The sequence below is a fragment of the Paraburkholderia ferrariae NBRC 106233 genome (genome assembly GCF_000685035.1).
GTDB classification, from domain to species: Bacteria; Pseudomonadota; Gammaproteobacteria; order Burkholderiales; family Burkholderiaceae; genus Paraburkholderia; species Paraburkholderia ferrariae.
In genome coordinates this window covers 1-14157 of the sequence record NZ_BAYB01000036.1, presented here as the reverse complement: position 1 = coordinate 14157, position 14157 = coordinate 1, and the positions used below count along the sequence as shown (strand labels likewise).

The following is a 14157-nucleotide window of genomic DNA, read 5'->3' as shown; positions in this document are numbered from 1 at the left end:
TGGGCTTTTTTTCTGGAGCGGTTCGCTTACGCCGCGAGCGTGGCGTTCAGCGTGATCTTCGCGTTGTTGGCGAAGAGCTTCGAGATGGGGCAGTTTTCTTTCGCGCCCGTAGCGAGCTTTTCGAAGGTGGCCTGGTCGATGCCGGGAATCTTCGCGGTCATGTCCAGATGGCACGCCGTGATTGCGAAGCCTTCGCCCACCTTGTCGAGCGTGACCGTGGACTTCGTTTCGATGCTGTCCGCCTTGAAGCCCGCGTTGGTGAGAAAGAGCGAGAACGCCATCGTGAAGCAGCCCGCATGCGCCGCGCCGACGAGTTCCTCCGGGTTCGTGCCCGGCCCGCCTTCGAAACGCGAGGCGAAGCCATAGGGCGCGTCTTTGAGCACGCCGGTTTGCGTCGAGATGGTGCCCTGGCCGTCCTTGATGCCGCCGTGCCATTTTGCCGATGCTGTCTTCTGCATAATGCGTCTCCGTGGTGTCGAGGGGAAAGAGGCAGGCCGCAAGGCGCGTGCCGCGGCGGCTGCATCGCGCGTGTTTCTGCGCGCATCCTGTTTCATGTCCTTTGCCACGGCATTATGGAGAAAAAGCCGAGTGGCTGGGCTGCGTCTGTGTGGCCCTCTGTGCCGCGACGAGCGAGGCACGCCCCCGCCCTGCGTTAGACTGCGGCAGCACGCCTACGAGCCGCGTACTCACTCACGACCCGAAATGGACCGAATCGACGCGATGAAGGTCTTCATCGCCGCCCTCGACGAAAACAGCCTCGCCGGCGCCGGCCGCCGCCTCGGGCGCTCGCCCGCGGCCGTGAGCCGGGCCATTGCGTTTCTCGAAGCGCATACGGGCACGCCGCTGCTCTACCGCACCACCCGCACGATCAAACTGAGCGAGGCGGGCGAGCGCTATGCGCTGGCCTGCCGGCGCATTCTCGCCGATCTGGAGGAAGCCGACATGCTGGTAGCCGACGAACGCTCGGCGCCGCGCGGGCTGCTCACGGTAACGGCACCGGTGGCCGCGGGCGAAGACGTGCTGGGCCCGCTGCTCGATGAGTTCATCGACCGGCATCCGGAGGTGTCGATCCGCCTGCAACTGCTGGACCGGCCGGTGAGCCTCATCGACGAAGGCATCGACGTGGCGCTGCGCTTCGCGCACCTCGCCGACTCGACGCTCGTGGCGGTGCCCATCGGCGAGGTGCGGCGCGTGGTGGCGGCGTCGCCCGATTATCTGGCCTCGCATCCTCCAATTAACGAGCCCGCCGATCTCGCCCGCCACAGCATCGTTTCGATGACGCACTTCGGCCTCGACTCCTGGAGCTTTCCCACGGGCGGGAAGGCCGCGCTCCCGCTCGTCGTCCAGTTCGCGCCGCGCTTCGTGGTCAATACGATCCGCGGCGCCGTCGCCTCGGTGCTGGCCGGGCACGGCGTGACGCGCGTGTTCTCCTATCACGTGGCCGGCCACGTGGAGGCGGGCGCGCTGAAGATCGTCCTGCGCGACAGCGAGCATGCGCCGCTGCCCATCCATCTGCTCACGCCGCACGGGCGGCTTTCGGTCCCCAAGGTGCGCGCGTTCGTCGATTTCGCGACCCCGCGCCTGCGCGCCCACTTCGCGAAGCTCCAGCGCATCACCGACCAGAACGGCGGCTGATTCAATCGGCCGGCGGAAGAATGGCTTACGCACGCCATGGATTCTCTCTATTTACCGGTTAATCTAGACTCGCTTCCATCGATCAGTGGTCGGGCGTGGCGTTCAGCGCGACGTTTCTCGGCACGGCGCTCACGGCGCCGTTCTGGGGGCGCCTGGCTGACCGCTTCGGCCGCAAGCCCATGCTCGTACGCGCCGCCATCGGCATGGCGATCGTGATGTCGCTGATCGGGCGCAGCCTGCGGCGGCGCTCTTCGCGCAACTCGAAAGCGAGATGCGCGAGTGCCTTGCACAGATGCGGGACGTTCGTATCTGACGCGCTTCCGTCGCCACGACGGCTCGATGCCCGGATCGTGGAGGAATCGCGGAGGAATCGTGGTGAAATCGAGCGCGCGGCTGCGTCATGGCAGGACGTAGGCATCGGGAGCGGGCACATGCAACGCAAGTTCGGCGACCTGCTGCTCGGCAGCATCGAACTCTTTTGCCTTGCCGCCGAGCAGGGCAGCTTCACGCTCGCGGCTAACGCGGCGAGCGTCACGCCGGCCGCCGTGAGCCGATCGGTGGCGCGGCTCGAAGAGCGCCTCGGCGTGCGTCTGTTCGTGCGGACCACGCGGCAGATACGCCTGACCGATTCCGGGCAGCGTTACTTCGAACAATGCCGCGAGGCGCTTTCGCAACTCGTCGATGCCGAGCGCGAGGCCACGGGTCAGCAGAGCACGCCCGCCGGGGTGCTGCGAATCAGCATGCCCACGCCCTATGGGCACTATCGCGTGCTGCCGCTTTTGCCCGCCTTTCGCGCGCGCTATCCGGAGGTGAGGGTGGAGGCGCATCTGAGCAACCGCAACATCGACTTTGCCGAGGAAGGCTACGACCTCGCGATCCGCGGGCGCGCCCCCGACGACTCGAACCTGGTCGCGCGCAAGCTGGAAGACGCCGAGCTTGCCGTGGTGGCCGCGCCCGCGTACCTCGCAAACGCGGGCGTGCCGCAAACGGTGGAGGATCTGCGCTCGCACGAATGCATCCAGTTCGAACGCCCCAGCAGCGGACGCAATATCGCCTGGACCTTCGAAGACGAAACCGGCGAAACCGACATCGCGACCGAGGGCGGCTACGGCACCTCGGGCGACGTGCTCGCGGGCGTCACGCTCGCGAGGAGCGGCGCGGGCCTGTTTCAGACCTACCGTTTCATCGTCGAAGCGGACCTGCGCGAAGGGCGGCTGGTGGAAGTGCTGAGCAATTGCGTGCGCAGTACGCGGCCGTTCATCCTGCTGTATCCGCATGGGCGCTATCTGTCCTCGCGCGTGAGGGTGTTCGTCGATTTCCTCGTCGAACACCTCGTGCAATCGCAGCGCAAGCGTTCGCGCGAGGCGCGCCGCAAGCCGCGTTGATCCGCGCTCATCTGCGCTCATCTGCGTTACGTTGCCCCCGTCACGGTTCGCGAATGGCTCGCGAGAACCCTGCCGGCGGCATTTTTGTATAGCCACGTTTCCGTACAACGCGCAGATACACGGCGATACAAACGGGCTACGCGTGCGCCCGCAAGCCTCGGCTACTCTCGTGCCTGAAGCGCTACCGCTCAATGTTCATCCCTTATCAGGAGAGAGAAAATGCCGGAAACGATCGATTTGCGCAGACGCGGTTTGCTGGCCGGCGGAACCCTGCTGCTCGCGGCCGCCCAGTTCGGCATGGCGGGTTCCGCGCACGCGCAGACCGCTTCCACGAAGCCTGCCGTGCCCGGGCTCAAACCGGGTACGCATACGTCGTTCACGTCCATCAAGCAGATTCGCGCGGGCGTGCTGGACGTGGGCTACGCCGAAGCCGGGCCGCGCGACGGCACGCCCGTCGTGCTGCTGCACGGCTGGCCCTACGACATCCACAGTTTCGTTGACGTCGCACCGTTGCTGGCTTCCGCGGGCTACCGCGTGATCGTGCCGCATCTGCGCGGCTATGGATCGACACGCTTTCTCTCGAACGACACGCTGCGCAACGGGCAGCCTTCCGCCCTGGCGGTCGATGTCGTCGCGTTGATGGACGCGCTGGAGATTCAGCAGGCCATCGTGGCCGGTTTCGACTGGGGGGCGCGCACGGCCGACATCGTTGCCGCACTCTGGCCGCAGCGTTGCAAGGGGCTCGTTTCGGTGAGCGGCTATCTGATCGGCAGCCAGAAAGCGGGGCTCGCGCCGCTGCCGCCCGAGGCCGAGCACGAGTGGTGGTATCAGTTTTATTTCGCCACCGATCGTGGCAGGGCGGGCTACGCGCAGCATACGCACGACTTCGCGAAGCTGATCTGGAAGCAGGCGTCGCCCGACTGGCCATTCGACGACGCCACCTTCGCGCGCAGCGCCGCCGCACTCGACAACCCGGACCACGTGGAGATCACCGTCCATAACTACCGCTGGCGGCAGGGTCTGGCCGCGGGCGAATCCCGTTACGACGCGTACGAGCAGCAACTCGCAACGGCGCCGAACATCGGTGTGCCGACCATCACGATGGAGGGCGACGCGAACGGTGCGCCTCATCCGCAGCCTGCCGCCTATGCGAGCAAGTTCACGGGAAAGTACGAGCACCGCACCGTGACGGGCGGCATTGGCCACAACCTGCCGCAAGAGGCGCCGCAGGCGTTTGCCCAGGCGGTGATCGACGTGGATGGCTTCCGCATGGCCTGGGGTTCAGGGTAAAGATGCGCGCGCCGTCGCGGTCGAATCCCGCACCACGAGGCACGAAGCCGACGCGACGCGCATGCACGGTTCTACACCGGCATCGCGCGAGCCTGCTTCGATGAGGTCGCGCAACAGCATCACGGCGAGTTCGGCGGCCTCGACGGTGGGCACGGCGACCGTGGTCAGCGCCGGGCGCGCCTCGCGTGCCAGCTGAATGTCGGTGATGCCGATCACCGAGAGATCGCGCGGCACGTCGAGGCCCAGGTCGGCCGCCGCGTGCAGCGCGCCCAGTGCCGGCAGGTCGTTGGTCGCGAAGATGGCGGTGAGGTCGGGGTGCGCCTCGAGCAGTTCGCGCGTGGCCTGATAGCCGCCCGCCGTGGTATCGCGTGCATGCAGCACGGGTATGTTGCCGGCGTCGATGCCGGCCGCGCACAGCGCGTCGAAAAAACCGTTGTGCCGTGCGACGTGGATGCCCGACGCCTTGCTGCCCACGATCACGCCAATCCGGCGATGGCCGAGTTCGAGCAGATGCTGTCCGGCCAACTGGCCCGCAAGCCGGAAATCGACGGCAACGCACGGCAACCCCGGCGGTTCGAGCGGCCGTTCCCACATGCACAGCACGACGGGCGTGCCGCGCGTCTCGGTTTTCTGCAGATCCGCGAAGTCGAGATTGGCGTTCATGACGAGCACCCCCTCGGAAAGCGTGCCGGCGATCTGCTCCAGATACGCGCGGCCGGCCACCGGATCATCGTTAGTATTGCAGATGATCAGGAACTGGCCGCCCATGCGCGCGGCCCGCTCGACCGCCAGCGCGAACTCCGGGTAGAACGGGTTGGCGATGCTCGACACCATCAGCGCGATGGTGGGTGCGCGGCCTTCCGCAAGCGCGCGGGCCGCGAGGTGAGGGCGGTAGTTCAGGGCCGCGATGGCCTCCAGCACGCGCTGCCGCGTGAGCTCGCCCACCCGGCCGCGATTGCGCAACACGTTCGAAACCGTAGCGGGCGTGCAGCCGGCGCGTCGCGCCACTTCGCTCAGGGTTGCCATGGGATGCTCATTATTTGGGAGGCGTGCTCAAAATTTGCAACGTGACGCCGGGCGCGGCACCATGACCTGCAAATACAACGAGATCGGAGACGAGCAGGCGGCCCATGGGCGCCTGTTTTCAGGCCAGGTTGATTAAGCGCTTAATCTCCGGTTTCGTGTGGATTAAATCACGGAGACGGCGCAATGGCGAGCATTTCCCTGAGAGGCGTCCAGAAATCGTACGGCGATGGCGTTCCGGTCATCCGCAACGTCGATCTGGAGATCGGCGAAAACGAGTTCTGCGTATTCCTCGGTCCTTCCGGCTGCGGCAAGTCCACGCTGCTGCGGATGATTGCCGGGCTCGAAGACGTGACCGACGGCGATCTGTCGATCGGCGGCCGGCTCGTGAACGACGTGCCGGCGGCGCAGCGCGGCGTCGCCATGGTGTTTCAGAGCTACGCGCTCTTTCCTCACATGACCGTGTACGAGAACATGGCCTTCGGCCTGAAGCTCGCGAAAACGCCCAGGGACGAAGTCGATCGCAAGGTGCGCGAAGCCGCGCGGATCCTGCAGCTCGAAGCGCTGCTCGAGCGGCGTCCGAAGGCGCTCTCGGGCGGCCAACGGCAGCGCGTGGCCATCGGCCGCGCGATTGTGCGCGAGCCGGGCGTGTTCCTCTTCGACGAACCGCTCTCGAATCTCGACGCAACGCTGCGCGGCCAGACGCGCGTGGAAATCGCGCGTCTGCACAAGCAGTTCGCCAAGGCCAGCGTGGTCTACGTGACGCACGACCAGATCGAAGCGATGACCCTGGCCGACAAGATCGTGCTGCTGCATGCCGGTAAGGACACCGAACGGTATGGCAGCATCGCGCAGATCGGCGCGCCGCTCGATCTCTACCACCGTCCGGCCAGCCGTTTCGTCGCGGGCTTCATCGGCTCGCCGCGGATGAACTTCCTCGCCGCGCGCGTAACCGCAATCGACGCGCGCGGCGTGACCGTGACGCTCGATGGCGGCGAAACGGTGCGCGCAGGCGTCGAAGGCGGGGCGTTGCAGGTGGGCGAGGCGGTAACGTTCGGCGTGCGTCCGGAGCATCTGGAGCTAGTGGAAGGCACGCAGGCCGGCCCGGAAGACAGCGTGCTTGCCCGCAGCGTCGCGCTGGTCGAGCAACTCGGCGAGCACACCTATGTTCACCTGGACGACCCGCAAGGCGTCGTGCTGATTGCGAAGGCGCCCGGCACGGCGCGTCTGCATCAAGGCGAGCGCGTGCGCCTGCGCGCGCAGGCCGCCGCATGCCACCTGTTCACCGAAGACGGCTTTGCCGTCCGTCCGCTCGAATCTGCCGTACATCCCGCCGCACACCCCGCTTGAGAGGATCCCCGGATGCGTCTTGGAGTCTGTTACTACCCTGAACACTGGCCGGAGTCGCTCTGGGAAGACGACGCCCGCCGGATGAAAACGCTCGGTATCGAGCAGGTGCGGATCGCGGAGTTCGCGTGGAGCCGCATCGAACCGTCACCGGGCGAATACGACTGGGGCTGGCTCGACCGGGCCATCGACGTACTCGGCGCCGCGGGCCTCCAGGTGGTGATGTGCACCCCGACGGCAACGCCGCCGAAGTGGCTGATCGACCGCCATCCGGACATTCTGCCGGTGGGGGCGGACGGCCGCGCGCGCACGTTCGGTTCGCGCCGTCACTACGACTTTTCCTCGCCGTCCTGGTTCGAGGCGTCGCGCCGGATCTGTACGGCAGTGGCAGAGCGCTATGGCCGGCATCCCGCGGTCGCTTACTGGCAGACCGACAACGAGTTCGGCTGCCACCACACGGTGGTGAGCTATTCGCCGGCCGCGGTGGCGCGCTTTCGCGAGTGGCTCAAGGCGCGCTACGGTACGGTCGAAGCGCTCAACCGGGCCTGGGGCACGGTGTTCTGGAGCATGGAGTACCGCAGCTTCGACGAGGTCGATGCGCCGGTCGGTACGGTCACGGAGGCGCACCCTTCGCACCGGCTCGACTATCGCCGCTTCGCGTCCGACGAGGTGGCGCGCTACAACCGCATGCAGGTGGAGATCATTCGCGCTCATTCGCCGGGGCGGCCGGTGGCGCACAACTTCATGCAGCTTTTCACGGAATTCGACCACTACAAGGTGGCCGCCGATCTCGACGTGGCGAGTTGGGACAGCTACCCGCTCGGCGCCCTCGAAGAGCAGTGGTTTGACCCGGCGCTGAAGGCACGCTGGCTGCGCACGGGGCATCCCGACTTTGCCTCGTTCAACCACGACGTCTATCGCGGCATGTCGAAGCTGCCGTTCTGGGTCATGGAGCAACAGCCGGGGCCCGTCAACTGGGCACACTGGAATCCGGCGCCGCTGCCGGGCATGGTGCGCCTGTGGAGCTGGGAAGCGTTCGCGCACGGTGCAGGCTGCGTGTCGTATTTCCGCTGGCGCCAGGCGCCGTTCGCACAGGAGCAGATGCACGCCGGCCTCAACACGCCGGACAACCGCCTCGACGTGGGCGGCCGCGAAGCGGGGCAGGTGGCGGAGGAAATCCGCACGGTGCTGGCCGCGGGCGGCGATGCGAATGCGGCCGTGCGCGGGTCGGTTGCGCTCGTCTACGACTACGAAGCGAAGTGGCTGCTGGAGATTCACCCGCAGGGCGCGGACTTCCACTATCCGCGCTTCGCGTTCGAGTATTACTCGGCGCTGCGCGCGCTCGGGCTCGATGTCGACGTGGTTCCGGTCGATGCACCGCTCGACGGCTACCGGATGATCGTCGTGCCGCCGTTGCCGGTCGTGCCCGACGGCTTCGCCGAAAGGCTCGCGAAGTCGGGCGCGCAGGTGGTGCTCGGGCCGCGCACGGGCTCGAAGACCGTCGATCTGCAGATTCCGGCCACGCTGCCGCCGGGACCGCTTGCCGGCATCTTGCCGGTGCGCGTCTGGCGCGTGGAGTCGCTGCGCCCGAACGTGACCGAACCGGTCACGCTCGCGAGTCGCGCGCAAGGTGAGGGTGAGGGCGAGGGTAGTGGCGCAAGCGGACAGGCGCGCCACTGGCGCGATCTGCTGGACACGGACGGGGCGCAGGACATCGAAGTGGCCGCGCGCTTTGCGGACGGTCATCCGGCGTACGTGCGCCGCGGCCCGCTGCATTATTTCGCCAGCCTCTTCGACGACGCGCTTAGCGTGCGCCTTTTCGCCGCGATTGCGCGCGAAGCGGGTCTCGCGGTCGAACCGTGCGGCGACGCCGTGCGCATCAGCCGGCGCGGCGGATTCACCTACGTGTTCAACTACGGCAACGCGGCGCACGAACTTGCCGGCATCGCGGACGACGCCTTCGTGATCGGCGCCCGCAAGGTCGAACCTCAGGGGGTGGCGGCTTACCGGACACCCTGAGGCCCCCCGCGCTCGCAGGCGGGCGCGCATTCGGATCGGCGCGGCTGGCAGGCGCCGTGGTCAACGCAGTACCACGCAGCACGCACAACGACGTGAAACGGAGGAGACGTATGGTCTGGAGACTCGGCAGGGCAATGAGCACGCTCGCACTGGGCGCGGCCACCGCGGCGGCATTGATGGCCGGCGCCGCGCAGGCGGATACGATGACGATGAATGTGGCGTTCAAGGGCGCCAGCCAGCGTGCGGTCTGGCAGCAGGTGATCGACGAGTTCGAGAAAGCACATCCGGGAACGGACGTGAAGGTCTCGTTCATCGATGAGGAGGCCTACAAGGTTCAGCTTCCCGGCTGGCTGACCACGGTCGCGCCCGATATCGTCAACTGGCACGACGGCGAGCGCATGGCCTACTACGCGAAGCGCGGCCTGTTCGAGGACCTGAGCGGCGACTGGGCGAAGAACGGCTGGGACGACATGTACGCGTCGACCAAGGAAGCGTCTTCGTACGAGGGCAAGCAGTATGCCGCGCCCACCGTCTACTACTCGTGGGGCATGTTCTATCGCAAGGACCTGTTCCAGAAGGCCGGCATCGCGTCCGAGCCGGCAACGTGGGATGCGTTCCTCGAGGACTGCAAGAAACTGAAGGCGGCCGGCATCACGCCGATCGTCGTGGCGGGCCGCGACGCCTGGACGCTCGCCGGCTGGTTCGACTATCTCGACCTGCGCCTGAACGGCAACGCGTTCCACCAGAAGCTGATGGCGGGCGACGTTCCCTACACCGATCCGCGCGTGAAGAAGGTGTACGCCACATGGAAGCAGTTGCTCGATAACGGCTACTTCATCGACAACTCGCTTTCGTACAACCTCGATGCGGCGCAGCCGTTCCTGTTCCAGGGCAAGGCCGCGATGATGCTGATGGGCACCTTCATCTCGGCGGGATTCCCGGCCAACGTGAAGCCCGAGATGGGCTACTTCCGCTTCCCGATCATCGACGCCAGCGTGCCGACGGCGGAGGACGGCCCGGTCGAATCGCTGCATATTCCCTCGGCTGCGAAGAACAAGGCCGCCGCGCACGCGTTCCTCAAGTTCGTCGAAACTCCGGCGATCGGCGCGCAGCTTGCCGAAGGGCTCGGCTCGCTTTCGGCCAACAGCAAGTCGCCGCCGCCGGACGATCCGATTTCTCGCATTGGATTCCAGATTCTTTCGACCACGCGCGGCGGCATTGCCCAGTTCTACGATCGCGACATGACGAAGGAAATGGCGGACGAAGGCATGAAGGGCATGCAGGAGTTCGTCTCCGATCCCACGAAGATCGACCAGATCCTGGCGCAGCTCGAGCAGGATCGCCAGCGCATCTACAAGAAGTGATGCGGACGCGGCGGGGCGCCCGGCCGGTGCCTTGCCGCCTTGCAGCGTGAAGTGAAGTTCGTTCAGGAGAATGGCCGTGATCGATTCCATCACCCGCAGGGCCATCCCCGACGGGGATGCGTCCGAACCCCCGGGCGTGGCGCCGCGCACCGGACGCGGCGGGCGCGCGGGGCGCACGCGGGGGCCTTCGCCCACCGTGCGCCGGCAGCGTCGCGCGGCGTTTCTCTTTCTCGCGCCGGCCTGCCTGATGGTTGCGGTGTATGTGGTATGGCCGATTCTTTCCACGCTGCGCCTGAGCTTCTATCAATGGGACGGCATGAGCCCGCCGAGCTTTATCGGCCTCGCGAACTACATCGAGCTTTTTCATGCCCCCACGTTCTATACGGCGCTCAAGAACAACCTGATCTGGCTGCTGCTGTTTCTGCTCGCACCGCCCATGGGCCTGGCGGTAGCGCTGTACCTGAACCAGTCCGTGGCGGGCATCCGGCTCGTGAAGTCGCTGTTCTTTGCGCCGTTCGTGCTGTCCGGCGTGGTGGTCGGGCTCATCTTCTCGTGGTTCTACGACCCGACCTTCGGGTTGCTCGCGCTCATTCTCGGCCACGGCGTGCCGGTGCTGGGCGATGCGCGCTACGCGACGCCCGGCATCGTGTTTGCCGCGCTGTGGCCGCAGACCGCGTACTGCATGATTCTTTACCTGACGGGGCTCACGGCGCTCAACGCGGAACAGATCGAGGCCGCGAGGATGGAAGGTGCGCGCGGCTGGACGATGCTGTGGCACGTGATCCTGCCGCAGTTGCGGCCCACCACGTTCATGGCGATCGTCGTGACCGTGATCGGCGCGCTGCGCAGCTTCGACCTGATTTCGGTCATGACGGGCGGCGGTCCGTTCGAAAGTTCGACCGTGCTGGCCTATTACATGTACGACCAGGCCATCAAGTACTACCGCATCGGCTACTCGGCGGCGATCGCGGTGGTGCTGTTCGGGATCATGCTGATCTACATCGTGTATCACCTGCGGCGGATGCTGCGTACCGAAGAATAGGGAGTGCGAAATGTACCCGCTGCCGATCGACAAATGGAAGCCGGCTTCGCGCCGCCTCTACAAGCTTTCGCTGCCCGTGGCGCTTATTGTGTGGCTCCTGCCGCTGCTGGCGGTGCTGCTTACTTCAGTGCGCTCCTCCGAGGAACTCGCGGAAGGCAACTACTGGGGCTGGCCGAGGCACTTCGCGATGCTGGAGAACTACCGCGAGGCGCTCATTACGTCGCCCATGCTGCATTACTTCTGGAACAGCGTGCTCATCACGGTGCCGGCGGTAGCGGGGTCGATCGCGCTGGCCTCGATGGCGGGTTTCGCGCTGGCCATCTACCGGTTTCGCGGCAATGCGGCGCTCTTCGCCACGTTTGTCGCGGGTAACTTCGTGCCGGTCCAGGTCTTGATGATCCCGGTGCGCGATCTCTCGCTGAAGCTGGGGATCTACAACACGGTGGGCGCGCTGATCCTGTTCCATCTTTCGTTTCAGACCGGGTTTTGCACGCTCTTTTTGCGCAATTTCATCAAGCAACTGCCGTTCGAACTGGTGGAGGCAGCGCGCATCGAAGGCGCCAACGAGTGGACCGTGTTCTTTCGCATCGTGCTGCCGCTGATACGGCCGGCGCTCGCCGCGCTTGCGATCCTCGTTTTCACGTTTGTCTGGAACGACTACTTCTGGGCGCTCTGTCTCACGCAGGGCGACGACGCCGCGCCGATTACCGTAGGCGTGGCCGCGCTGCAAGGGCAGTGGACCACGGCGTGGAATCTCGTGTCGGCGGGGTCGGTGCTGGCGGCGCTGCCTTCGGTCGCGATGTTCTTTGCCATGCAAAGGCACTTTGTTGCAGGGCTCACGTTCGGCGCAACCAAGGGGTGACTCGTCTATTGCCGTTTCGCGACGGGCTTTCTGACTCCGCCATTCACGGTCTCGCGCCGGTGCGCAAACCCCGGGTATTGAGTTCGATGGCGAGCAGAAGCAGCATGAGCGTGAGGAAACCGGCAATGCCGAGGAGCGTCCCGATCGACATTCTGAGGTTTTCACTTCGGGCATTGGCCGAAGCGATGGCAATGTCGGCCGCCGCGATGTGCTCGATCTTCAGGCGCGCATACTGGCGCATGGCGGCGCCCACATAGCGTTCGCGATTGTCCCATTCCCAGGACGCGGCGTGCGCGTTGGCACGCGCGACGACGTCGGAAAGCTCGTTCACGAACGCCTGGCGATAGGGCGCCGGCACGTTGCTCAGCCAGTCCGCAAGCGAGTCGCGAAGCGCGTCGTCTTCGTCAATCGCCTTGCTAAGCGCGGGAGGGAGTTCGAGCCCCGGGAAGCCGGTTGGCTGCACGATGGGATCGGTGTCGTTTGCAGCCTCCGAGCCGGGTATCGAAGCCAGCACGGCGCTCGCGTTGACAGCGGGATCGGCAGCCACGTTGGCCTGTGCGGGGAGCGCGAGTGAGAGCATGACGGCGATCATCGACAGGATCGCGATGAGCAGGGCGCAAAGGCACACGACGCGGGTCGCTTTGAGTATTCTCAATTCCAGCCTGTCTGTCATGCTCATTTCAACCTCTTCAATCGCGGTTCCGGACCGGCCTGGGTGCGAGCGTACACGTGTGGACCGCCTGGCTATTTGTGCCAATAGCGCTCCGAGAGCGCTTCGTAAAGCGGCGGCGCAAAGAAACGCGACACCTGGCTCGCAATGAGCGCCGTCGCCATGAGCGAAATGACGAGCGCATGCCCGTTGATCATTTCGATGACGATGACGAAGGCGGTGATGGGACTCTGCGTGACGGCCGCGAGATAGCCCACCATGCCGAGTGCGATCAGCATGGGAAGCTCCATTTGCTGAAATACCATGTGCAGCGTATTGCCGATACCGGCACCGATCGCGAGCGATGGCGCGAACAGGCCGCCGGGCGCGCCGGGCAGATACGATCCCACCATGGAAACGATCTTCATGAGCGGATACGCAGGACCGACCTGCGTGCTGCCTTCCAGCATGCCGCGCGCCTCGGCATAGCCGCTGCCGAACGTGTGGCCGTGCGTGAGCACGCCAACGCCCGCAATGACCAGCCCGCACAGTGCGCCGAAGGCCACGGGCCTTTGGCTGCGCAAATCGAGGAGCGTGCCGGGTAGCCAGCGCCGCGTATTCAGCAGCAGCCAGCAGAAAATTCCGCCCAGCACGCCCGCGACAACCCCGATCAGCACGACCGCCAGGCTAAGCCACTTCGGTAGCCCGGCGCTGATCTCGATCGTGCCGAAATACACATAGTTACCCTGAATGCCGAGCGAAACCACCCCGGCGAAGATGATGGCCGAGATGAGAACGCCGCTGGTGCGCTGCTCGAAGCTGCGCGCCAGTTCCTCGATGGCGAACACCACGCCGGCCAGTGGCGCATTGAAGGCGGCGGAGAGCCCCGCCGCCGCGCCGGCGAGTGCAAGCCTGCGCTCCAGAACGCCAGGGCGGATTAGCCGGAAGCGGTGGGGGTAGAAACGCCGGAGACTGAACATGAGCGCAGCGCCGACATGGATGGTTGGCCCTTCGCGCCCGATGGTGAACCCGCCCAGTATGGCGAGAAACGACACCAGAATCTTGCCGGCGAGGATGCGCGGCGTGAGCAGCTTCGCACCGAGTGTTTCGGGGCCGTGCAGTGCGGCGATCACCTGCGGAATACCGCTGCCTTCAGCCCCGTCGAAGAAGCGGCGCGTGAGCCAGACCGTGATGGCGCCCATCGCGGGTGCCGCAATGAAGGGCAACCAGACGTACTTGCTGGCATAGTGCAGAAAGCGTGCATAGCCGAAATCGATGAGTCTCGCGTAGAGCACCGCCACGAGGCCCACGGCGACGGCCCCAAGCCAGAATACGCCGTAGTGGAGCCAAAGGCGTCTTGCGCGCTGCGGCGCACGGCGCTCTATCAGCGCGAGAATACGCACGATCTCTCTCCTCCGGCTGCCGTTGCGCGTTACTCCGCGGGCTTCAGTTGCGCTGTCGTGGGGGTGGTTTTACGCGGGGCCGGCGCCTTCATGGGGAGCGCGATCAGCAGCCAGCACAGCGCGAGTCCCGAGCATGCG

12 protein-coding genes and 1 pseudogene are annotated in these 14157 nt (G+C 65.8%); 9 read left to right on the top strand and 4 right to left on the bottom strand.

Going from position 1 to position 14157, the window contains the following annotated elements; genetic code table 11:
- Window positions 1–26: 26 nt before the first annotated feature.
- The gene (locus tag BFE01S_RS30260) at window positions 27–458 is read right to left on the bottom strand and encodes an OsmC family protein (RefSeq protein WP_028228722.1); all 432 of its coding nucleotides are present in this window, start codon (window positions 456–458) and stop codon (window positions 27–29) included.
- A 244-nt stretch (window positions 459–702) separates the two neighbouring features.
- On the opposite strand from BFE01S_RS30260, the gene BFE01S_RS30255 reads away from it, so the two are divergent.
- From BFE01S_RS30255 to BFE01S_RS30245, 4 genes and pseudogenes are all read left to right on the top strand, one after another.
- Entirely contained in the window at window positions 703–1635 is a 933-nt protein-coding gene (locus tag BFE01S_RS30255) for a LysR family transcriptional regulator (protein ID WP_028228721.1), read from the top strand.
- Between the two features lie 95 nt (window positions 1636–1730).
- Window positions 1731–1847, top strand: a pseudogene (locus BFE01S_RS46675) (MFS transporter); the annotation flags it as partial.
- 219 nt (window positions 1848–2066) lie between these two features.
- A complete protein-coding gene (locus BFE01S_RS30250; RefSeq protein WP_028228720.1) occupies window positions 2067–3020 on the top strand; it encodes a LysR family transcriptional regulator in 954 nt (317 codons plus the stop codon).
- A gap of 219 nt (window positions 3021–3239) precedes the next feature.
- Window positions 3240–4310, top strand: coding sequence for an alpha/beta fold hydrolase (locus BFE01S_RS30245; protein ID WP_028228719.1), 1071 nt, complete (start codon window positions 3240–3242; stop codon window positions 4308–4310).
- Here BFE01S_RS30245 and BFE01S_RS30240 read toward each other — a convergent pair.
- Entirely contained in the window at window positions 4302–5336 is a 1035-nt protein-coding gene (locus BFE01S_RS30240) for a LacI family DNA-binding transcriptional regulator (RefSeq protein ID WP_028228718.1), read from the bottom strand. The genes BFE01S_RS30245 and BFE01S_RS30240 overlap by 9 nt on opposite strands.
- A 183-nt stretch (window positions 5337–5519) precedes the next feature.
- Between BFE01S_RS30240 and BFE01S_RS30235 the strand changes: the two genes are divergently transcribed.
- From BFE01S_RS30235 to BFE01S_RS30215, 5 genes are all read left to right on the top strand, one after another.
- Complete coding sequence (locus BFE01S_RS30235; RefSeq protein WP_028228717.1) at window positions 5520–6683, top strand: ABC transporter ATP-binding protein; 1164 nt, start codon at window positions 5520–5522, stop codon at window positions 6681–6683.
- 12 nt (window positions 6684–6695) lie between these two features.
- The gene (locus tag BFE01S_RS30230; RefSeq protein ID WP_028228716.1) at window positions 6696–8699 is read left to right on the top strand and encodes a beta-galactosidase; all 2004 of its coding nucleotides are present in this window, start codon (window positions 6696–6698) and stop codon (window positions 8697–8699) included.
- Between the two features lie 110 nt (window positions 8700–8809).
- Window positions 8810–10063: an ABC transporter substrate-binding protein gene (locus BFE01S_RS30225; protein ID WP_028228715.1), complete on the top strand. Its 1254-nt coding sequence runs from the start codon at window positions 8810–8812 to the stop codon at window positions 10061–10063.
- Window positions 10064–10133: 70 nt separating this feature from the next.
- A complete protein-coding gene (locus tag BFE01S_RS30220) occupies window positions 10134–11105 on the top strand; it encodes a carbohydrate ABC transporter permease (protein WP_028228714.1) in 972 nt (323 codons plus the stop codon).
- A gap of 10 nt (window positions 11106–11115) precedes the next feature.
- Window positions 11116–11967 (top strand): carbohydrate ABC transporter permease, encoded by an 852-nt coding sequence (locus BFE01S_RS30215; protein WP_028228713.1) that lies wholly within the window; start codon window positions 11116–11118, stop codon window positions 11965–11967.
- Between the two features lie 43 nt (window positions 11968–12010).
- Here the strand turns inward: BFE01S_RS30215 and BFE01S_RS30210 are convergent, their stop codons facing one another.
- Both BFE01S_RS30210 and BFE01S_RS30205 read right to left on the bottom strand, forming a co-directional pair.
- A complete protein-coding gene (locus tag BFE01S_RS30210) occupies window positions 12011–12640 on the bottom strand; it encodes a hypothetical protein (RefSeq protein ID WP_156967206.1) in 630 nt (209 codons plus the stop codon).
- Window positions 12641–12711: 71 nt separating this feature from the next.
- Window positions 12712–14019: a chloride channel protein gene (locus BFE01S_RS30205; protein WP_042339073.1), complete on the bottom strand. Its 1308-nt coding sequence runs from the start codon at window positions 14017–14019 to the stop codon at window positions 12712–12714.
- Window positions 14020–14157 lie beyond the last annotated feature (138 nt).

Excerpts from the sequence above, each read along its gene's own strand:
- BFE01S_RS30260 (WP_028228722.1), bottom strand. The coding sequence starts at position 458 with ATGCAGAAGACAGCATCGGCAAAATGGCACGGCGGCATCAAGGACGGC.
- BFE01S_RS30255 (WP_028228721.1), top strand. The coding sequence starts at position 703 with ATGGACCGAATCGACGCGATGAAGGTCTTCATCGCCGCCCTCGACGAA.
- BFE01S_RS30250 (WP_028228720.1), top strand. The coding sequence starts at position 2,067 with ATGCAACGCAAGTTCGGCGACCTGCTGCTCGGCAGCATCGAACTCTTT.
- BFE01S_RS30245 (WP_028228719.1), top strand. The coding sequence starts at position 3,240 with ATGCCGGAAACGATCGATTTGCGCAGACGCGGTTTGCTGGCCGGCGGA.
- BFE01S_RS30240 (WP_028228718.1), bottom strand. The coding sequence starts at position 5,336 with ATGGCAACCCTGAGCGAAGTGGCGCGACGCGCCGGCTGCACGCCCGCT.
- BFE01S_RS30235 (WP_028228717.1), top strand. The coding sequence starts at position 5,520 with ATGGCGAGCATTTCCCTGAGAGGCGTCCAGAAATCGTACGGCGATGGC.
- BFE01S_RS30230 (WP_028228716.1), top strand. The coding sequence starts at position 6,696 with ATGCGTCTTGGAGTCTGTTACTACCCTGAACACTGGCCGGAGTCGCTC.
- BFE01S_RS30225 (WP_028228715.1), top strand. The coding sequence starts at position 8,810 with ATGGTCTGGAGACTCGGCAGGGCAATGAGCACGCTCGCACTGGGCGCG.
- BFE01S_RS30220 (WP_028228714.1), top strand. The coding sequence starts at position 10,134 with ATGGCCGTGATCGATTCCATCACCCGCAGGGCCATCCCCGACGGGGAT.
- BFE01S_RS30215 (WP_028228713.1), top strand. The coding sequence starts at position 11,116 with ATGTACCCGCTGCCGATCGACAAATGGAAGCCGGCTTCGCGCCGCCTC.
- BFE01S_RS30210 (WP_156967206.1), bottom strand. The coding sequence starts at position 12,640 with ATGACAGACAGGCTGGAATTGAGAATACTCAAAGCGACCCGCGTCGTG.